The organism is Metabacillus niabensis, from assembly GCF_020524345.1.
Taxonomy (GTDB): Bacteria; Bacillota; Bacilli; order Bacillales; family Bacillaceae; genus Metabacillus; species Metabacillus niabensis_B.
Genome location: NZ_JAIVLH010000001.1, coordinates 398,341 through 417,076, shown reverse-complemented (window position 1 = coordinate 417,076; position 18,736 = coordinate 398,341). Strand labels below are relative to the sequence as shown.

The following is an 18,736-nucleotide window of genomic DNA, read 5'->3' as shown; positions in this document are numbered from 1 at the left end:
CTTAATGATTCACAAAATACATCCAATGAAATAATGAACCGGCAATCTTACCAAACACAATAGCCATTAACAAAACCAGAATCTTTTCACCAAGCCCGACCCTTTTAGCCAGAATAGGGAAAACATTTAATACCTCTGTCAGAGCTGCTGCCAACATCCCTATAAATATTCCACAAAAAAGACCAATTGGAATTAACCAAAGCTCTGATTGAAACAACAAACTATTACTTAAACTAGCCCACCCTACCAAAACAGTGCCTAATATAATTGCCCACTCATAGACATGGATAAACTGATAGGTCTTTGTTAACTGTGTTAGTCTGGGAATAATCCCCAAAACAGCCAAAAATGCTACAAAGCCTGAACCGACAACAAGTCCCCCGGATAATCCGATTATAATGAGAATGAAACTATTTATTATCATGATCATTCGTATTTATATTTTCTTTATTTTCATTCATCGCAACATATTGATCTAAATCAAGTTGATAATTAAATATTTCCACTTCTAAGGGACTTGGTTCTTCATTAATTCTCTTTTTGAATAAGTGATTGAAAAACAATATCATTCCTAATCCGAGACCTAGTGAATAAGGTATCTGAAGGATTAGCGGCTGTTCATTCTCTCTTCCTGTTACAATCTTGTATATACGTTGGTGGACAGCCTGCATGCTCACATCTTCGTGGAAATTCATAATGGCCAACCCTGCTCCAATAAAGAGTAAAAGCCATACGATACAAAATAATAAAGGTGATAGTTTCTTCTTTTTGTACATAATTTCAACAATGGTCTGGTTTGATCCCAATGCCTGAATGTCAATTTTGCGATCAAATTTTCTTATTTCCTTTAAGACATGCATAATATCGATAACAACCATATTTTTATCCCTTAATTGGACTTTATGAATGACAATTTTCTTTAGTTTATCTGTCAACTCCTTATCGCCTACGATGAGTGCAATTTTTTCAATAGTAATGACATCGTTAGGATGTACTTGAATTCGGTGACGAAGTCTGATATATACCGTCTTATCCATCAAGGTTCACTTCCTAATGATTGTAATTGTTGAAACCTTTTCCTTTACATTACTCCTTGTAACAAGTAAAACATTTGATTGTATATGTAGTATGCATTGCCTTAATTTTAATCATGCAGTCCTGTAAGAAAGTCCAACAATTACCATTGGATTGTAAATGAGAAAAAGCAGTTGAATAAGCAAAAAAAAGAGGAAGAATACTCATTATCCTCCTAAAAATGAAAATGGAGTGATAATCATTATTCTTCCTCTTTTATATTTGATTCATCTTATCTTTCATTTGTTGCAAGATCTTTTTCTCAAGTCTCGATACTTGCACTTGAGAGATTCCGAGCCGATCAGCTACCTCTGACTGTGTTTGATCTTTATAATATCTCAGGTACACAATAAGTCTCTCTCGCTCATCTAAATCTCGAATGGCGTCCTTCAATACAATTTTATCAAACCATTTTGTTTCTGTATTGTCAGCTATTTGATCTAGTAATGTAATAGGATCTCCATCATTTTCATAAACAGTTTCATGGATAGATGAAGGTGCTCTTACAGCTTCCTGTGCAAGTACAACATCTTCAGGAGCAATATCTAGGTAGGAGGCTATTTCAGCAACTGTCGGTACTTTTCCCATTGTTTTGGATAATTCATCTCGTGCCCGTCTGATTTTATTTCCTAGTTCCTTTAGGGAACGGCTCACTTTTACTGTACCATCATCGCGAATAAAACGTTGAATTTCACCAATAATCATCGGTACAGCATACGTCGAAAATCTAACATCATAAGATAAATCAAATTTATCGACAGATTTTAATAATCCTATACTGCCAATTTGGAATAAGTCATCAGGTTCGTATCCACGATTTAAAAAACGCTGGACAACAGACCATACTAATCTCATGTTTTTTTGGATAATTAAATCTCGTGCTTCTTGGTCACCTTCTTGACTACGACGAATTAATTCCTTAACCTCATGATCCTTTAACTGTGTATTCGATTGATCGTTCTTGACCTCCACATCCATAGCAAGTCTCCCTTTAATTGCATAAAGCTTTACTTTTCGATAAGTGTTTTACCAGTCTAACAGTTGTTCCATTTGATTCAGAGGACTCAACTGAAATTTCATCCATGAAGTTCTCCATGATCGTAAACCCCATCCCGGATCTTTCGAGTTCAGGCTTTGTTGTATAGAGAGGCTGTCTTGCCTCTTCAACATCAACAATCCCCATTCCTTCGTCACGGATTGTTAATTGAACCATTCCATCCTCTAACGTGACAGAAATATACACAATACCATTTGGGTCATTATCATATCCGTGGATGATGGCATTCGTAACTGCCTCCGAAACTACCGTTTTAATCTCTGTTAATTCATCCATTGTCGGATCTAACTGAGTAATAAAAGCAGCTACTGTTACCCTTGCAAATGATTCATTTTGACTTAGCGCTGAAAATTGAAGGTTCATTTCGTTTTTCATGATGCCACCCCCAAAGTCTGGAGCGCTTTGTGCTCATTCTCTTCTAATCGAATAATTTTAAATAAACCTGACATATCAAATAATCGTTTGACTGCCGGAGAAATTGCACATACAACCATTTCTCCGCCGGTTGCTTTAATTTGTTTATATCTTCCTAAGATGACTCCCAATCCTGAACTATCCATAAACGATAGTTGTCCAAGATTTAATACAATATGCTGAATTTGATTTGCAGCTAAAGTGTCTGTTACTTTTGTACGTAATTCCTCTGCTGCATGATGATCAAGTTCACCTGAGAGTCTTATACAAAGTACAGATTCTTTTACATCAAGTTCAATCGCTAGACTCAAGGTTTTTACCCCTCCTTAAATTCTGGATAAAGAGTCAATTCTTGATTGAACTTTGATTTTCCTGCCCGATGACAAAACTAGTGGTATTTCGTCAACATCAGCCAGCCTTTGTAAAGTTACCCATTACTCTCTTAAACATTGTCCACCAGCTTGCTTCGTCAATATCTTTTTCCGCAACAAGTTTACTCTCTGCAATCAATTTGCCATCTTTCTTTAATTGGAGAGTTCCAAGCTCATCTCCTTTTTTCACAGGAGCTTTAATATCATTTTTCATTAAAATTTCTTGTGTTACATCATCGACCTTTTCACCTTTTTTCGTTAATACAGAAATAGGCTCTGACGTCATAAGATTTACTTCTTTTTCACTGCCTTTACTAACTTTCAATTGTGATAACACATGATCTTTTTCGAATAAAGGATGTGTTTGATATTGGCTAAACGCATAGTCAAGCATTTTTGTAACTTGTGCATTACGATCTTTAGGGGTATCTGCTCCAAATACTACTGCGATAACACGCATATTGTCCTTTTTAGCAGTTGCTGTTAAACAATATTTCGCTTCATTTGTAAAGCCTGTTTTCACTCCATCTACTCCAGGATAAAACTTTACAAGCCGATTTGTGTTCACAAGCCAGAATTTTTTATCTGTTCCTTCACGTAAATAGTCTTCATATTTCCCAGTAAAGTTCGTAATTTCTTCATATTTTAATAATTCTTTCGCCATTAAAGCCATATCATGAGCTGAACTATAATGATCTTGTTCCGGTAAACCTGTTGGGTTTTTAAAATGCGTATTTTTCAAATCCAGTTCTTCTACTTTTTTATTCATCATATTGACAAATTCATCAGCAGATCCTGCGATTTTTTCAGCCATTGCAACGGAAGCATCATTACCTGATCCAATTGCAATTCCTTTTAGCATTTGCTCCACAGTCATTTCTTCTCCAGGCTCAAGAAAGATTTGTGATCCTCCCATAGAAGCAGCATATTCACTTGTACGGACCTTTTCATCCCATTTAATTTGTCCTTTATCTAGCGCTTCCATAATAAGAAGCATTGTCATTATTTTTGTCATACTTGCTGGAGGAAGTTTTTCATTACTGTTTTTATCATACAAAATGGTTCCGGTATCCCGTTCAATTAAAACAGCAGACTTCGCTTTATCTGCAAGCTCGACAGTTGTTGATTCTTTAGCTAAAGCCATTGGTGTTACAGAAAGCAGCATTGTTATAAGCGTTAAACACGATATCACTCGTTTCATTTCATAAGCCCTCCATTCTTTATACTTTCCATTTTTTCCAGTAGGAGGGAAAATATACAAGGGTTGGAAGAAATTTTTGAAGCTGCTTACATTTCAATACAATAAGTGAGATTACACATAGTTCCAGAGGAGTTGAGATTTAGTGAAGAAAGTAATGTTTATGAAGTCGTTCTTGATTTGAGGTTAGTAAATGTTCTGAATTTCATTGGTAATTGAAGGACCTATCAAATAATAGTAGTCTTTTAATGCTTGAAGAACCTCAAATCATGAAAGGTATAATAGTCTTCATTAAGAAAATTCAGGTAATACTCGAATGACTTTTCTCCTTTGTATGCGTCACTTCAACTATTGCAATTTCCAACTAAAAAACCACAGCCTCCGGCTGTGGTCTCCTACTAACTATTCAACAGTTGCATAAATTAATTTCGGTGCTTCTACCTTTTGTTCGCTAATTGAAATACTTGCATAAAGCTTTTCTTTTACATCTTCTACATTTTCGCGATTACTATGGATTGTTACTAAGGATTCACCCTTTTTAACTGTATCTCCAATTTTTTTATTTAAGACGAGTCCTACGGCCAGGTCAATTTGGGATTCTTTTGTTGCGCGACCTGCTCCTAGTAGCATGGCGGCTGTTCCAATTGAGTCAGCAATCATTTCAGATAGGTAGCCATCTTGTTTTGCTTCAAGCTCAATTTTATATGTTGATTGTGGCAACGTTTCAGGTTTATCTACAACTGATCCATCTCCACCCTGAGCCTCAAGGAACGTTTTCATCGCCCTTCTCGCTTTCCCATTGTTCATAACTTCAATAAGCATAGATCTGGCTTCTTCTAAAGTCTGAGCTTTTTCAGCCAAGAGTACCATATAGCTTCCAAGTGATAAGCAAAGTTCTGCTAAGTCTCTTGGACCTTTGCCGCTTAATGTGTCGATTGCTTCTTTTACTTCTAACGCATTGCCGATTGCAAACCCGAGTGGTTGACTCATATCAGAGATAATGGCCATCGTTCTGCGGCCAACTAAGTTTCCGATATCAACCATTGCCTTTGCTAATTCTTTTGAGTCATCAAGATCTTTCATAAAAGCACCTGCACCTGTCTTGACGTCAAGAACAATAGCATCTGCTCCTGCTGCAATTTTTTTACTCATAATGGAGCTTGCTATGAGAGGTATACTGTTTACTGTAGCGGTTACATCTCGCAATGCATATAAGCTTTTATCCGCAGGAGTAAGATTCCCGCTTTGACCAATGACTGCAATTTTATTTTTGTTCACTAATTTAATAAATTGCTTGTTTTCGATCTCAACATGAAAGCCTGGTACTGATTCAAGCTTATCAATTGTTCCACCGGTATGTCCAAGTCCTCTTCCTGACATTTTTGCTACAGGTACACCTACTGCTGCTACCAATGGACCTAATACAAGGGTAGTTGTATCACCCACACCGCCTGTACTATGTTTATCAACTTTAATACCTTCTACTTCACTTAAATCAATGGTATCTCCGGAATGTACCATCGCCATTGTAAGTTCAGCCCGTTCATGATCTGTCATTCCTTGAAAATAGACCGCCATTGTAAAAGCACTCATTTGGTAATCAGGTATGTCTCCTGAGGTGTAGCCTTTTATAATATGATGGATTTCTTCCTTTGTTAGTTCTTTTCCATCACGTTTTTTTTCAATTAGATCAACCATTCTCATTGCATATCACCTTTTTATTCAGATTAGGAGTTGATTTTTTCTACAATGCTTTTCACCAAGTTCAAAAAGTTAACACGGACTTTCTCTGTTGTTTCTATTACTTCATCATGTGATAGAGGCTGATCGAGAATTCCTGCAGCCATGTTTGAAATACATGAAATACCTAATACTTTTAGTCCGGCATGTTTTGCTATAATTACTTCCGGAACTGTAGACATACCTACTGCGTCACCTCCAATAATTCGGAGAGCACGTACTTCAGCCGGAGTTTCATAGGATGGGCCTGTATTTCCAACATAGACTCCTTCCTGCAACTTAATATTTAACTCACTTGCAACACTTTTCGCTAATTCTCTTAATGTCATATCATAGCTCTCAGACATATCCGGGAATCGGGCACCAAATTCCGAAACATTAGGACCAATCAATGGGTTTGTGCCCATATTATTAATGTGATCACTTATTAGCATTAGATCTCCCGCTTCGAATGTTTTATTGATTCCTCCTGCAGCATTTGTCACGATTAATGTATCAACACCTAACTCCTTCATAACACGAACCGGTGCAGTTACTTTCTCTAAGCTATAGCCTTCATAGAAGTGAAATCTTCCTTGCATGGCTACTACTTTTACACCTTTTAACTGACCAAAAACGAGCTGACCTGCATGTCCTTCAACAGTTGACACAGGAAAATTAGGAATCTCGTTGTATGGAATTTTTACAGGGCTTTCAATTTCATCTGCCAAAACACCTAAGCCTGAGCCCAAAATTAAACCAATGCTTGGCGTATCTTTATATTTATCTTTTAAGTAATTAGCTGCTTCTCTAATTTTTTCAATATTCACTATGTATCTCCTCCTATTTCAACTCTGACAGAAAACTTTTACCATATTCAGGTAGTTTCACTTTGAAATTATCGGCAATTGTTGCTCCTATATCAGCAAACGTTTCTCTTAATGGAAGCTCTTTTCCTTCAGTAAAGCTTGGACTATAGACTAACAATGGTACATACTCTCTTGTATGATCAGTGCCATGGTGTACCGGGTCATTTCCATGATCAGCCGTAATCATTAGCAGATCGTCTTTCTTTAATTTATCTAACACTTCTGATAGCCTTTCATCATATTCTTCAAGAGCTTTACCATATCCTTTTGGATCTCTTCTATGGCCAAAAAGGGCATCAAAATCAACTAAGTTCAAGAAGCTCAATCCAGTAAATTCCATATCTAACGTTTCATTTAACTTATCCATACCATCCATATTTGATTTTGTACGTAAGGATTGGGTAATTCCTTCTCCATCATAAATATCAGCAATCTTCCCAATTGAAATCACATCGAATTTATTGTCTTTTAGTTCATTCATTACAGTTCGATCAAAAGGTTTTAGAGCATAATCATGGCGGTTTGCAGTACGAGTAAATTCACCTGGTTTTCCAAGGAATGGTCTTGCAATAATTCGTCCAATCATATATTTATCATTCATCGTCATCTCTCTGGTCATTTCACAGATTTTATATAATTCATCAAGAGGGACAATTTCTTCATGTGCTGCGATCTGTAGAACGGAGTCAGCTGAAGTATAAACAATGAGACTACCTGTCTTCATATGTTCTTCACCTAGTTCATCTAAGATTTCAGTTCCAGAAGCAGGTTTGTTTCCAATAATTTTTCTTCCGGACTTTTCCTCTAACTCTTTTATTAAATCATCTGGAAATCCTTCCGGGAATACTTGAAATGGCTGCTCTATATTTAGACCCATGATTTCCCAGTGACCTGTCATGGTATCTTTACCATTTGATGCTTCTTGCATTTTTGTATAAAAAGCAAGTGGATGAGGTTGTTTTGGTATTCCTTTAATTTCGCGAATGTGACTTAAACCTAATTTCGCCATATTCGGCATGTGTAAGCCGCCCATATGTTCAGCAATATGTCCTATTGTATCCGCACCTAAATCGTTGAACTTTTCTGCATCAGGTGCTTCACCAATTCCTACAGAGTCTAATACGATTAAAAATACTCGCTTATATGTATACTTCTCCATACCATTAATGTCCTCCTTTACTTCATACCTTATTATACTTTTCCATTTATCATAACATTCCATTCTATAAGAGGAACTTGTCAGAAGTCTGACAACTATTTCAATTCCATTATATACTTTATTAGCGTATATTGACAACTTAACTCCTCTACTATTCTATTTTTTAAATGTTAGAAAAACATGGCTTTCCGCCAAGTCAGAATGACGAATGCCTTTGTATTTTTATCCCATCATCAATAAAACCTTATACTTACTGATAGTAAAATAAAAAAGCACCTCCTTCCTGGAGATGCTTTAAGCACGAGGATGAAATTGATTGTAAACATCCTTAAGTCTTGATTTTGTTACATGTGTGTATATTTGAGTGGTAGATATATCAGAATGTCCAAGCATCTCTTGAACTGCTCGTAAGTCTGCACCATTTTCAAGTAAATGTGTGGCAAATGAGTGCCTTAGAGTATGAGGGGTTATTTCATTTTTTATGTTGGCCTCAAGGGCAATTTTCTTTAAATTTTTCCAAAAACCTTGCCTTGTTATTCTCTTGCCATGATGGTTGATAAATAAGGCTTCTGTTGGTTCCTTTTTATTCATTAGCTTTGAGCGGCCACCTTCAACATAATTCATAATCGCATCTGTCGCGGTTCTGCCTATAGGAACAATTCGTTCCTTGTTACCTTTTCCATAGCAACGAATAAAGCCCATAGTCAGGTGAGCATCTGTTAAATTCAAATTAATCATCTCACTTACACGAATACCTGTTGCATACAGGAGCTCTAACATGGCTTTATCCCGTAAGCCAAAAGGAGTTGTTGGTTTTGGAGTTTCAAGGAGCTGTTCTACCTCCTGAAGCGAAAGAATTTTAGGTAAATTTCTTTCTAGTTGCGGTGATTCAATTAACACGGATGGATCTTGGTCTGCCTGCTTTTCTCTCAACAAAAATTGGTGAAAGTTACGAATAGATGCTGTATGCCTGGCAATCGTTTTGCTCGATTTCCCGGATTCTTTTAAAAATTTTAAAAATTGAATGATATGAAGACGGGATACATCATTAAAAGAAACAATTTTTTGAACTTCATTTAAATGCTTTTGATAGCTTTTCAAATCTCGCTCATAGGAAACAATTGTGTTGTTTGATAATCCTCTTTCTACGATTAGGTAATGGATAAAATCTTTTATTTGATCCTTCAAATTTGTCTACTCCCCGTTATCAATAAAGAATATCAATCTGTTTAACCAGCTTTCTTCCTCATTCTTAATCATTTTTGTTACCTTCAATGCTGCACCTTCCGGTTGATCATAACGATGCATTTGTTGATATTCTAAGTTCACCCAAATAATAGCATAATAGAACAAAATCGTAAATCCAGTAAAAAGGACAAAAACTTTGATCATATCCTTTACCGTTTTTAGCCACCTAATCATAGCTACCTCCAATAATCTTTTCTACTTTTTTATGTGATTATTAGAAGATATGCCAAAAAGGACAAACTTTATACATGCTTTTTCAGAAAATAAAAAGCCTAACAATTTGTTAGACTTTTAGGTTTTATTCTTCTTTGTTCTCGCCTTTTTCCTGACATTTCACACAAATTCCATGAAATGTTAAGCGATGATCTTTTATTTTGAATTTCCAGTCGCGTTCAACTATTTCCTCTACATCTTCAAGAAGATCTTCTTCAATTTCTGCTACTGATCCACATTCTATACAAACTAAATGATGATGAAAGTGTGCTGCACCTTCTTTACGAAGGTCGTATCTGGAAACACCGTCACCAAAGTTAATTTTATCGACTACTTTTAATTCAGTTAATAATTCCAATGTACGATAAACAGTGGCTAAACCTATTTCAGGTGCCTTTTCTTTAACGAGAAGGTAGACATCCTCTGCACTTAAATGATCTTCTTCGTTTTCAAGTAATACCCGAACAGTTGCTTCACGCTGTGGTGTTAGCTTATAGCTTGCCGTATGCAACTGCTTTTTAATCCGATCAATGCGGTTTTCCATAACACTTTTCCTCCCTCGCCGCGTTCCCAAAACTATTATATATCATAGGTGAGGAAAGTGTCCAACTAAAATGATTTTAATGTAATAAAAATAAGTATTTTTATTTAATAATAATTATTATTTACTGACGAATTCTACAATATTTTTCATTAAAAACGGTGATGCATATGCCTCAAAACCTGATGCAAGTACAGCTATTACTCCTATAAAGACAAAAACGGACGCATATCGCATAAAAAGTGTCAATGGAGCCTCTAATGTACTTGACTTCTTCACAAAGAGCTGCCTAATAATTTTTAATGAAAAGGAAATTGCTACAGAACACATAATGATAAAGGCTGGAATTAGCAAGATATTTTGTGGTAAAACCGTAACAAACGATAACAGAAAACCTTTTAAGCCTAACTGATTAACTAAAAACCCAACTGTAAACCCTACTACCATACCTTTTATAAAAAGCATAACAAGAATCACAGGTAATCCAATGATTGAAATTCCTAGTAACCACATTAAACCTAGATATTTTAAATTATGAAAGAAGCTTTGATGAAACATATCGCCTGCACTTGCAACTTTTCCTTCTGCTACTTGTCCAAAAAAACGATTTAAATAATAGTATAAATCCTCTTTTTGACTTAAATTCATGCTGTTGACAATAATAGCCCCAAAGATGACTCCCATCAAAAATAAAACAAATACAAACAAATATATCGAAGAATACTCCTTAAGATGCTGCTTTATCATTGCACTAACTGGCAGTTGTTGTCTTCGCATAGATTATTTCCTCCCGTCCTTCACTTACTAGAGTATATGAGAGGAAACGTAATCTATGACTTAAAAAATGCTTTCTTTTGGTTGATAGATTTTAGTACGAATGGGCGGATAGACAGGCTGCTTCTATCTATTATATTCGATTTTTTCTCCTATCTGTTTACACCCCAGTTACTTTCCCGTACGTTCCTCCTCCTCCTGAGCTAACCTGCAATCGGCCTTCCCGAGCTGCCACAATATAATTTGCCACTTTTTCTGTTACAACGTTCTGAAGCTCGTGTTTTGGTACTTCATGCAAAATATTCATTTCAGTCCCAAACAGGTCTTTTAATTTCTCAAGGGTTTTGGGTCCGATTCCCGGAATAAACTGTAGTGGAACCTGATGGATATATGGAGGACGATCACACTTATTTTCAATACCACTTGCTAACTCCTGTAATCGATTGAACACTCCTTTTGTAAATCTTATGCTTCCGCATTTTGAACATCTCGTTTGATGTTTTTCCGGCTTTTCACCACATTTTTCACAGGTGGTATCATAGTACTTACCGAGGTATGGATTCAACCCGTAATTGGCTTCAATTTGGCAGCCATCTTCCTTTTTCAACACCTTTTTCAGATCCAGGAAACTCGGTTCTTTCATCGTAAGTTTCTGATATTCCCTCCCAATCTTAGGTAAAGAATGTGCATCTGAATTTGTTATATATGTGTACTTATGTAATTCAGTGATTTGATCAGCCATTTTCGTATCTGAGCTTAAACCTAACTCAACCGCATCAATTAAATCTGCTTCAAAAACTTCAGTTAAGGAACTTACCACACCGCTCCCATATAGACTCTTATGTGGAGTGAAAACATGTGCAGGAATAAATAGCCCATCTCTCTGTTTTACAAAGCGTTGTAGAGTTTTCCCGTCCTCATAAATCCGTTGAGAGCTAAGTGTTATGTTTGTAAGCCGAGAGGAAAGCCACAATGATAATTCCTTCATTTTTTGAAGAGTCGGCATAAAAACCAACACATGAATTGGGCCTTTACACGTTTTATCGTATATTTCAAGCTCACTACCTAAAATAAGCGTGGTATTTTGAAACCGAATTCCTCCATCTTTTAGTTCTATGCACTCACCGGAATCGATAAGATGTTGAAGTGTGACAATGATTTCAGGCACATGACAATCAATAATACCTACCATATCGATCCCTTTGTGTTCACTTGCCTCTATCAATATGTTTTCTAAGGTGAGGTTTCTAGAAGCAGTAATTTTCACTGGCTTCCCGGAGCTTGTTTGTCCAATATGAATATGTAAGTCAGCAAAATAACTGTTCATTTATGTAACATTCCTTTTTAAGTCTACTACTTTTTTAAAGCATCTTTTAATAGTAAGTATTGTACTGCATATGCTGTTTTTGCATCATAAATTTTATTGTTTTGAATCATTTCTTGAGCTTCCTCTAGTGTTACCTCCAATACCTCAACAAATTCATCTTCATCTAATTCTGCAGCCTCAGTCAGTTTCTCTAAATTCTCAGTAATAAATAAATGAACTAATTCATTTGCAAATCCGGGAGAAGTATAAAACGAAATAAGTGGTTTTAAATCCGCACAAGTATATCCTGTTTCTTCCTCCAGTTCCCGTTTAGCTGTTACGATTGGCTTCTCACCTTTTTCCAGCTTTCCGGCAGGTATTTCTACAATCGTTCTCCCTAATGGTTTTCTGTATTGCTCAACCATAAGGATTTTATTTTCAGGGGTTATCGCAATTACAGCCACTGCTCCTGGGTGTTTTACAATTTCTCTTGTACTCGTATTTCCATTTGGAAGCTTAACTTCCTCTAAATATAAATCAATGATTCGCCCTTTAAAAATTTCCTTTGAAGTTAGTGTAGTTTCTTTTAAATGATCCATTTTCTCACTCCTGTTCTATAAACTTTCGTATCTTCATACATTCTATCATATCTTAATGGAAGGGAATGGAACCTTGCATGAAAATCTATCGATTGGATAAAGGGATAGTTCTAGTTGGAAAAGCGTGGGAAATTCGTACAAAATTAAAAGAATATAGCCATTTTTACGGAACTGTCTATGAATGGATCAACGATGAAAACAAGCCAACTTTAAAAAACACTTCACCTTTTCATCTTAAAAACCATAAGTAAGCATGCCTTAAATACCTATCAAATACCTATCAGTTGACCTTTGGTAAGCTTTATACTACTCTCGATGATAAGAATACTCAAATTTAAGGAGTGGTATTTTTGCAAAAAAGACAACTCGGACATTCAAATTTATTTGTTAGTGAAGTCGGACTTGGCTGCATGTCACTTGGTACGGAAGAACAGCATGCACATTCACTTATTGACCAGGCGATTGACTTGGGTATTAACTATTTCGATACTGCAGATTTATATGATGCAGGTGTGAACGAGGAGCTTGTCGGTAAAGCCATTAAAAATCGTAGGCATGACATCATCTTAGCAACAAAAGTTGGCAACCGTTGGAAAGAGGATCGATCCGGATGGACTTGGGATCCTTCAAAATCCTATATTAAACAAGCAGTCAAAAGCAGTCTGCACCGTCTTCAAACAGACTATATCGATCTCTATCAACTACATGGCGGGATGATTGAAGATCATATTGATGAAACAATCGACGCCTTTGAGGAATTAAAACAAGAAGGTGTAATTCGGTACTATGGCATTTCTTCTATTCGTCCGAATGTCATTAAAGAATACTTAAAAAAATCCAATATTGTTTCTATCATGATGCAATATAGCCTGTTAGACCGCAGACCTGAGGAATGGTTTTCGCTCTTAAAAGAACATAATGTCAGTGTGATTGCACGTGGTCCTTTGGCAAAAGGACTTCTAACTGAAAAGCCCCTTGTAGAAAAACTGAAATCAGAAAGTTACTTATCCTATTCAAAAGAAGAACTTATACAGGTTTTATCTAAACTCGAGACTGTTGATTCAACCCAATCAATGACTAGGTTAGCCCTACAATATTGCTTATTTGATGAGGTAGTAGGCGCAGTTATTCCCGGGGCTAGTAAGGTACAACAATTAATAGAAAATGTGAATGCCGGATCTGCAGAAAGACTATCTCCTCACGTTTATCATCAGCTTCAAGATCTTACTAAATGTGAAAAATATGAGCAACATCGCTAAAATTTATTCATATTAAAAGCGGAGCCTTATGCTCCGCTTTATTAGGGTCTATTTAAAATCCTTCCAAGTTAAAGAACTTTCGTTTAAGAGCTCTTCAAAGCTTTTATTTTTTTCTCGTTGTTTTCTCTCTACTATTCTTTGCTGTTCAAGAGCCGCCTCTTTCTCTTCTTGCTCCTTTGTTAAATTCTTTTTAACAGACTTTAGCTGCTCTAATAAATCACTGTTTAAGTGATCTGATAATGAGACTGCTTGATCGTCCTTGCTTTTCTTTGATTTTTTCATCTTAGTTGCCTCCTCTTACCGACTGTCTTTATCAAATTATAGTCAATATATTCATGGAGATTCAAGTATATTTTCTTGTGTTTGTCTTTTGTATAATTTCTGATGCAATATGACATTTTAAGATGGAGATAGGAGGGATTTCAATGTCAAAACAGCGTGGTCAAAAAGGGAAGCCGAATGCTGACACAACCAATAATAAGATGGCAGCCGAGGAGATGGAAAAAGCGATTCACCCAACAAAAAGACAAAATTCTCCCCAATAATTAAGAAGACAGGCAACCTTGCTTGTCTTCTTATTCTATTCCTGTCAGTAAAATCGTGCATTTCTACTGTGGTTAGTTGATGTCTTACTTGGATGGAACCTCATCGTTCATGTACAATAAAGGAAATGCTTATTCAAGGAGGTAGCCAAGTGAAAAAATCTTTTATTCCACTCCTTATTCTTCTATCCTACATATTGATTGTCGGCTTTTTCTTCACAAATAAACTGATGTTTATCAAAAAGAAGGATAATAAGGACATTATTGATCGTGATAGTAAGTTTGGTCTTTTTAACCAACAAGAATACGACTCTCTTGATAGAAGAGATTTCTCGATTGAATCTCAATTTGGTTATTCAATTAAAGGTTCTGTTTTCGAACCCCATGCTTCGAACAAATATATGATTATTTGTCATGGTGTCACCGTAAATCGGTTGAATTCTGTCAAATACATGAATTTATTCCTTCAAAAAGGTTGGAATGTTCTCATTTATGACCATCGCAGACATGGTGAAAGTGGTGGAAAAACAACCAGCTACGGCCATTATGAAAAATTTGATCTTCAATCGGTTGTTGATTGGTTAAAAAAAGAGGTTGGAGACAACATTGTTTTAGGTGTTCACGGTGAATCCATGGGAGCTGTTACAACACTTCTTTATGCTGGAATGGTTGAAGACGGTGCAGACTTCTATATCGCAGACTGCCCTTTTTCCGAACTCGAGGCGCAACTATTATATCGACTTAAGGTTGAGTTTAACATACCTAGTGTTTTAGTTATGCCAATTGCAAAGCCGTTTGTTCAGCTGCGCGACCGTTACTCCATTAAAGGAGTCTCCCCCCTACAAGCTGTTCCAAACATCAAAAGCCCTATCCTTTTTATACACAGTAAAGATGATGATTACATACCTTCAGACATGTCAAAAATACTTTATGAGAAAAAGAAAGGTGCCAAGAAACTATTTTTAGCTGAAAAAGGCTCTCACGCCATGTCATATGCAGAAAACCGCGAGGAATACTCTAAGGTCATTGATGAATTTTTTGTAGAAATAGGCGTAACAGAAGAAAATAGAGGATGACTCAAAAGTATTATTACTCTTGAGTCATCCTCTATTTAACCTAAAATATCCGAAATATTTTCCATGTTTTTTTCCATCCATTGAATAGCTTCATCAATTGTCGGAAATTCTTGTGCTTCAAACGACATTTCATCTTGAAGCAACCATACATCCTTTGTTTCATCATGAACTCCGCCTATTGACCAATGGAGAAGACTGTACGGGTGGTTTTCATGTAAAAATGACACCCATGTTTTGTTTAATGCTACATTTTTTATCGCCTTTAATCGATCCTTCATCTATTCAATCCCTCACTTTACAAGTAAACTCATCCGTGGATTTAGAATTTGTGAAGGACTTTTTAACATGAAGCTGTTGGCTGTTTCATTATAAGAAATAGTTAGTTGTTCATCTAAAAAGACCATTTTGTTTTTTTCTACTAATAGAGGTACGAGATTTGTATCAAGCTTTACATCTCCTTGGTCCTCTTTCTCCACTAGCCACATCGCTGTTACTCCGCTCATTACACATCCGCAACCATCTGTATCGTATTTTAATTTTAATAACCTGTCTTTATTGTCATGTAATTTTGGTGTTAACTGTTCTATTGCTTCTTTTGAGAATGTTACTTGCATGATAAAAACTCCTCACTGCATCTTTTGAGCTTAGTGTACCATATGGAGTTTTTTTCTGCATGTTATTTATTAGGTTACAATCATTCAATTTTATTCTCTCTTTGTGTTGGCATCATTTTTTATGCTTTTGTATTTATCAATGCTGTATAATGTTTGAACATTTACAGTAACATCGGAAAGGTTTATGTTTTTTTGTTCTTCTTTATATTTTCTCCAATCTTTTAAGTGATACCGATATGCATGATCCTCTAGTTGAAAAATATCTGCACCTAACTTTTTAGCTGTTTTATACGTTTTTTCTATCTCTTCTTTAATAAGGTTCTCGATTTCTTTCTTTATATTATTTTGGGTAACATGTTGGTCGACACTTTCTTTTATTAATGCCGTTAAATCGACCTCAATATTGTAACTTCCTTTTGCCTTTTCTGGTATCAGCTTCAAATTAGGTTCCAGCAATTCCACAGCTAGAATCTTCCCCTTTTCCGGCTCAAATTCAGTAATAGATCTTTCTGATTTGTTGTTCGTCCAAATAAATCCTGTTAATTCTTGTATTGAAAGCCATCCCTTATATGTTTTGTCCTTGAAAAGATGTGCACCATTGATTACTGCTGCTGGTTCTTTTGTCTGTTCCTTCATCATTAGATCTTTATTCAATTCGATTGAAGGAACAATCGTTGTTTTCGTTTTTTCGTTTAATTGCATAACAAATTCTCTTAGTGAGATAGCTTGAACGGTTGCACTTTGTTTACTTCCTTCATCCGGTTGGTTTAGCCTTGAATATGAAAAAGGAAAATCAAAAATTATCGATGACGTAAAAACATCCTCCAGTTTTTCCTTTGTTATATAACTCCAGGCTGTTAAACGAACGGTAAAGCTCGAAGTAAATGTATTAAAAGCCTCTTCAAGTTGCTCTGTCGAGGCAATCATATTCTCTCCAAACAAGACCAAATTTAATTGTTCGAAATTTACTCTCATTTGAATTGTATTAAATATATCATTTAATGCTGTTTCTATTGTTCTACCTTTCCCCTTTGCCATCCAGACGGGAACCGGTTCTGCACTTTTTTGTTGATCTGTTTTTGCTACATTACTAAAATCTAAAAACTGTAAGATTATATGATATTCACCCTCTACATAGTCGACCCCCATCCCTACTGCATAGGCTTGATTATGTATTTCTTTTACATTATGACAACTTGTTAATACTGCTAACAAACTAACCAAAAATAATGCTCTTATCTTCTTCATTGCCTGTCACCTTGTCTGGTCGAATCATTTGTGTCCAATTCCGGGGCCCGTTTATCCTTTATTACCTCTGGAAGTTTCACAAAGATTGAAAATAAGTCTTTCCATGTGAGATCTTGATAATAGGATAAATACGGGTAGCCGAACGATCTGATTGTTGACAAATACATGATAATCGAGATAAATCCAATAATAAATCCGAATATACCGGCAAAAAAACTTAACACCACAATATATAAACGTACAACAAAAAGATTTCCAGATAACGATTGATTGACTAAAGTAAAACCCGAAATCGCGGTTACTCCTATTACAACGAGCATTGTCGGAGATGTAATACCTCCTCGAATGGCCGCATCCCCTATAATTAACCCTCCCAAAACAGCCACTGTTTGCCCTACTCCCTTAGGAAGGCGGGCACCTGCTTCTTTAAATAACTCAAACATCACAAGCATAAGGATAACTTCAATAAATGATGTAAAGGGTAATCCTATTCTTGAAACCGATATGGTTGCCAATAGTGGTAGTGGCAGCTGACCTACATTATGTGTGGTTAACGCTGTAAATAAGCCTGGTAAAAAAACGGTAATAAACAAGCCTATTGCGCGGAGCAATCTTTCCACAGATGCAAAAATAAAGCTTGTATGCTGATCTTCAGATGTTTTTATTAAAAAGGCCAGATTTGCAGGTGCAATTAAGGCTGTTGGTGCTCCATCTACTAATAGAGAAAACCTTCCTTGATTTAGCGAATCTACAACAAAATCAGGTCTTCCTGTGTGATTTACCAAAGGGAACAGAGAGAAAACTTGTTTATCAACAACTAACTCTTCCATTTGTGAACTGCCTGTTAAAACATCAGTTTCGATTTTGTTTAACTTGTCTTTAATATTCTTTAATAGCTCTACATTTATTATGTCTTTTATATAGAGAAGCGCTACCTTTGTTTGTGACCGCGTGCCAACAATGTATTCTTCTACAATAAAAGAAGAGGTTTTTAACCGTTTCCTTACTAGTCCAAGATTTACATTAAGTTCTTCAACAAATCCATCTTTTGGTCCTCTCACTGAAACCTCTGTTACTGATTCATCAGGTGACCTTGTTGGTACTTTGCTTATATCATAAAAATAAATCAGATCAATTTCGTTTGTTGTCATCATAAGCTTCCCCGAAAAAATAGAATTGCTCAGATCTTCACTTGTTATATCTTTTTTATCTTTTTTTTGTACCTGAATCAAACTGCTTATGTTTTCTAAAGTTTCCTCTATAAAATACTGATTTACCTTTGGCAAAACAACTTCATCTAGAAATACAGAGTCAATTAATGGTCCACAGTATACTAATAGAAACGTTTCTTTACTGTCACCTTTTTCCATTGTTTTAATGGTGATATCAGAGGATGAAGAAAATAACTGCTTCATTCCTGCCATTGTATACTCAATGTCTGAGTGTTGAAGCACT

At 35.9% G+C, this 18,736-nt stretch carries 23 protein-coding genes; 3 read left to right on the top strand and 20 right to left on the bottom strand.

Annotated features, from left to right (window positions below; all coding sequences use genetic code 11):
- Position 1: 1 nt before the first annotated feature.
- From LC095_RS02155 to LC095_RS02085, 15 genes are all read right to left on the bottom strand, one after another.
- The gene (locus tag LC095_RS02155) at positions 2-424 is read right to left on the bottom strand and encodes a stage V sporulation protein AB (protein WP_226526589.1); all 423 of its coding nucleotides are present in this window, start codon (positions 422-424) and stop codon (positions 2-4) included.
- Positions 411-1,037 carry a stage V sporulation protein AA gene (locus LC095_RS02150; RefSeq protein WP_226526588.1) on the bottom strand — a complete coding sequence of 209 codons (627 nt, stop codon included), beginning with the start codon at positions 1,035-1,037 and terminating at the stop codon, positions 411-413. The genes LC095_RS02155 and LC095_RS02150 overlap by 14 nt, the downstream gene beginning before the upstream one ends.
- 253 nt (positions 1,038-1,290) lie before the next feature.
- On the bottom strand, positions 1,291-2,052 hold the full coding sequence (gene sigF / locus LC095_RS02145) for an RNA polymerase sporulation sigma factor SigF (RefSeq protein WP_226526587.1): 762 nt from the start codon (positions 2,050-2,052) through the stop codon (positions 1,291-1,293).
- Positions 2,053-2,065: 13 nt separating this feature from the next.
- Positions 2,066-2,506 carry an anti-sigma F factor gene (spoIIAB, locus tag LC095_RS02140; protein ID WP_026558931.1) on the bottom strand — a complete coding sequence of 147 codons (441 nt, stop codon included), beginning with the start codon at positions 2,504-2,506 and terminating at the stop codon, positions 2,066-2,068.
- The gene (gene spoIIAA, locus LC095_RS02135; RefSeq protein ID WP_026558930.1) at positions 2,503-2,856 is read right to left on the bottom strand and encodes an anti-sigma F factor antagonist; all 354 of its coding nucleotides are present in this window, start codon (positions 2,854-2,856) and stop codon (positions 2,503-2,505) included. Before spoIIAA ends, spoIIAB begins: the two co-directional genes overlap by 4 nt.
- Positions 2,857-2,953: 97 nt before the next feature.
- Entirely contained in the window at positions 2,954-4,117 is a 1,164-nt protein-coding gene (locus tag LC095_RS02130) for a D-alanyl-D-alanine carboxypeptidase family protein (RefSeq protein WP_226526586.1), read from the bottom strand.
- Positions 4,118-4,516: 399 nt separating this feature from the next.
- Positions 4,517-5,818, bottom strand: coding sequence for a pyrimidine-nucleoside phosphorylase (locus tag LC095_RS02125; protein WP_226526585.1), 1,302 nt, complete (start codon positions 5,816-5,818; stop codon positions 4,517-4,519).
- A gap of 23 nt (positions 5,819-5,841) precedes the next feature.
- A complete protein-coding gene (locus tag LC095_RS02120; RefSeq protein ID WP_226526584.1) occupies positions 5,842-6,663 on the bottom strand; it encodes a purine-nucleoside phosphorylase in 822 nt (273 codons plus the stop codon).
- 13 nt (positions 6,664-6,676) lie between these two features.
- Positions 6,677-7,861, bottom strand: coding sequence for a phosphopentomutase (deoB, locus tag LC095_RS02115; RefSeq protein ID WP_226526583.1), 1,185 nt, complete (start codon positions 7,859-7,861; stop codon positions 6,677-6,679).
- 294 nt (positions 7,862-8,155) lie between these two features.
- Positions 8,156-9,049 carry a site-specific tyrosine recombinase XerD gene (gene xerD / locus LC095_RS02110; RefSeq protein WP_216774262.1) on the bottom strand — a complete coding sequence of 298 codons (894 nt, stop codon included), beginning with the start codon at positions 9,047-9,049 and terminating at the stop codon, positions 8,156-8,158.
- Positions 9,050-9,055: 6 nt separating this feature from the next.
- On the bottom strand, positions 9,056-9,283 hold the full coding sequence (locus LC095_RS02105; RefSeq protein WP_216774263.1) for a YqzK family protein: 228 nt from the start codon (positions 9,281-9,283) through the stop codon (positions 9,056-9,058).
- Positions 9,284-9,407: 124 nt separating this feature from the next.
- Positions 9,408-9,866 carry a Fur family transcriptional regulator gene (locus tag LC095_RS02100; RefSeq protein WP_026558923.1) on the bottom strand — a complete coding sequence of 153 codons (459 nt, stop codon included), beginning with the start codon at positions 9,864-9,866 and terminating at the stop codon, positions 9,408-9,410.
- Between the two features lie 117 nt (positions 9,867-9,983).
- On the bottom strand, positions 9,984-10,640 hold the full coding sequence (gene spoIIM, locus LC095_RS02095) for a stage II sporulation protein M (protein ID WP_226526582.1): 657 nt from the start codon (positions 10,638-10,640) through the stop codon (positions 9,984-9,986).
- Between the two features lie 157 nt (positions 10,641-10,797).
- Positions 10,798-11,964 carry a TIGR00375 family protein gene (locus tag LC095_RS02090; protein WP_226526581.1) on the bottom strand — a complete coding sequence of 389 codons (1,167 nt, stop codon included), beginning with the start codon at positions 11,962-11,964 and terminating at the stop codon, positions 10,798-10,800.
- A 26-nt stretch (positions 11,965-11,990) separates the two neighbouring features.
- Positions 11,991-12,542: an NUDIX hydrolase gene (locus tag LC095_RS02085; RefSeq protein ID WP_226526580.1), complete on the bottom strand. Its 552-nt coding sequence runs from the start codon at positions 12,540-12,542 to the stop codon at positions 11,991-11,993.
- A gap of 77 nt (positions 12,543-12,619) precedes the next feature.
- Here LC095_RS02085 and mciZ point away from each other — a divergent pair, with 77 nt between their 5' ends.
- Positions 12,620-12,793 carry a Z-ring formation inhibitor MciZ gene (gene mciZ, locus LC095_RS02080; RefSeq protein ID WP_226526579.1) on the top strand — a complete coding sequence of 58 codons (174 nt, stop codon included), beginning with the start codon at positions 12,620-12,622 and terminating at the stop codon, positions 12,791-12,793.
- A gap of 99 nt (positions 12,794-12,892) precedes the next feature.
- On the top strand, positions 12,893-13,801 hold the full coding sequence (locus LC095_RS02075; RefSeq protein WP_226526578.1) for an aldo/keto reductase: 909 nt from the start codon (positions 12,893-12,895) through the stop codon (positions 13,799-13,801).
- 48 nt (positions 13,802-13,849) lie between these two features.
- Here LC095_RS02075 and LC095_RS02070 read toward each other — a convergent pair whose 3' ends face one another.
- Positions 13,850-14,083 (bottom strand): YqkE family protein, encoded by a 234-nt coding sequence (locus LC095_RS02070; RefSeq protein ID WP_226526577.1) that lies wholly within the window; start codon positions 14,081-14,083, stop codon positions 13,850-13,852.
- Positions 14,084-14,495: 412 nt separating this feature from the next.
- Here LC095_RS02070 and LC095_RS02065 point away from each other — a divergent pair, with 412 nt between their 5' ends.
- A complete protein-coding gene (locus tag LC095_RS02065) occupies positions 14,496-15,419 on the top strand; it encodes an alpha/beta hydrolase (protein ID WP_226526576.1) in 924 nt (307 codons plus the stop codon).
- A 35-nt stretch (positions 15,420-15,454) separates the two neighbouring features.
- Here LC095_RS02065 and LC095_RS02060 read toward each other — a convergent pair whose 3' ends face one another.
- From LC095_RS02060 to LC095_RS02045, 4 genes are all read right to left on the bottom strand, one after another.
- A complete protein-coding gene (locus LC095_RS02060) occupies positions 15,455-15,697 on the bottom strand; it encodes a DUF2552 family protein (RefSeq protein WP_226526575.1) in 243 nt (80 codons plus the stop codon).
- Positions 15,698-15,709: 12 nt separating this feature from the next.
- The gene (locus tag LC095_RS02055; protein ID WP_226526574.1) at positions 15,710-16,033 is read right to left on the bottom strand and encodes an iron-sulfur cluster biosynthesis family protein; all 324 of its coding nucleotides are present in this window, start codon (positions 16,031-16,033) and stop codon (positions 15,710-15,712) included.
- 90 nt (positions 16,034-16,123) lie between these two features.
- Positions 16,124-17,281 (bottom strand): Ger(x)C family spore germination protein, encoded by a 1,158-nt coding sequence (locus LC095_RS02050; RefSeq protein WP_226526573.1) that lies wholly within the window; start codon positions 17,279-17,281, stop codon positions 16,124-16,126.
- Positions 17,278-18,735: a spore germination protein gene (locus tag LC095_RS02045; RefSeq protein WP_226526739.1), complete on the bottom strand. Its 1,458-nt coding sequence runs from the start codon at positions 18,733-18,735 to the stop codon at positions 17,278-17,280. The genes LC095_RS02050 and LC095_RS02045 overlap by 4 nt, the downstream gene beginning before the upstream one ends.
- Between the last annotated feature and the right edge of the window lies 1 nt (position 18,736).

Excerpts from the sequence above, each read along its gene's own strand:
- sigF (WP_226526587.1), bottom strand. The coding sequence starts at position 2,052 with ATGGATGTGGAGGTCAAGAACGATCAATCGAATACACAGTTAAAGGAT.
- spoIIM (WP_226526582.1), bottom strand. The coding sequence starts at position 10,640 with ATGCGAAGACAACAACTGCCAGTTAGTGCAATGATAAAGCAGCATCTT.
- LC095_RS02155 (WP_226526589.1), bottom strand. The coding sequence starts at position 424 with ATGATAATAAATAGTTTCATTCTCATTATAATCGGATTATCCGGGGGA.
- LC095_RS02105 (WP_216774263.1), bottom strand. The coding sequence starts at position 9,283 with ATGATTAGGTGGCTAAAAACGGTAAAGGATATGATCAAAGTTTTTGTC.
- LC095_RS02050 (WP_226526573.1), bottom strand. The coding sequence starts at position 17,281 with ATGAAGAAGATAAGAGCATTATTTTTGGTTAGTTTGTTAGCAGTATTA.
- LC095_RS02100 (WP_026558923.1), bottom strand. The coding sequence starts at position 9,866 with ATGGAAAACCGCATTGATCGGATTAAAAAGCAGTTGCATACGGCAAGC.
- LC095_RS02125 (WP_226526585.1), bottom strand. The coding sequence starts at position 5,818 with ATGAGAATGGTTGATCTAATTGAAAAAAAACGTGATGGAAAAGAACTA.
- LC095_RS02085 (WP_226526580.1), bottom strand. The coding sequence starts at position 12,542 with ATGGATCATTTAAAAGAAACTACACTAACTTCAAAGGAAATTTTTAAA.
- deoB (WP_226526583.1), bottom strand. The coding sequence starts at position 7,861 with ATGGAGAAGTATACATATAAGCGAGTATTTTTAATCGTATTAGACTCT.
- LC095_RS02150 (WP_226526588.1), bottom strand. The coding sequence starts at position 1,037 with ATGGATAAGACGGTATATATCAGACTTCGTCACCGAATTCAAGTACAT.
- mciZ (WP_226526579.1), top strand. The coding sequence starts at position 12,620 with ATGAAAATCTATCGATTGGATAAAGGGATAGTTCTAGTTGGAAAAGCG.
- LC095_RS02060 (WP_226526575.1), bottom strand. The coding sequence starts at position 15,697 with ATGAAGGATCGATTAAAGGCGATAAAAAATGTAGCATTAAACAAAACA.
- LC095_RS02070 (WP_226526577.1), bottom strand. The coding sequence starts at position 14,083 with ATGAAAAAATCAAAGAAAAGCAAGGACGATCAAGCAGTCTCATTATCA.
- LC095_RS02130 (WP_226526586.1), bottom strand. The coding sequence starts at position 4,117 with ATGAAACGAGTGATATCGTGTTTAACGCTTATAACAATGCTGCTTTCT.
- LC095_RS02055 (WP_226526574.1), bottom strand. The coding sequence starts at position 16,033 with ATGCAAGTAACATTCTCAAAAGAAGCAATAGAACAGTTAACACCAAAA.
- LC095_RS02090 (WP_226526581.1), bottom strand. The coding sequence starts at position 11,964 with ATGAACAGTTATTTTGCTGACTTACATATTCATATTGGACAAACAAGC.
- spoIIAB (WP_026558931.1), bottom strand. The coding sequence starts at position 2,506 with ATGAAAAACGAAATGAACCTTCAATTTTCAGCGCTAAGTCAAAATGAA.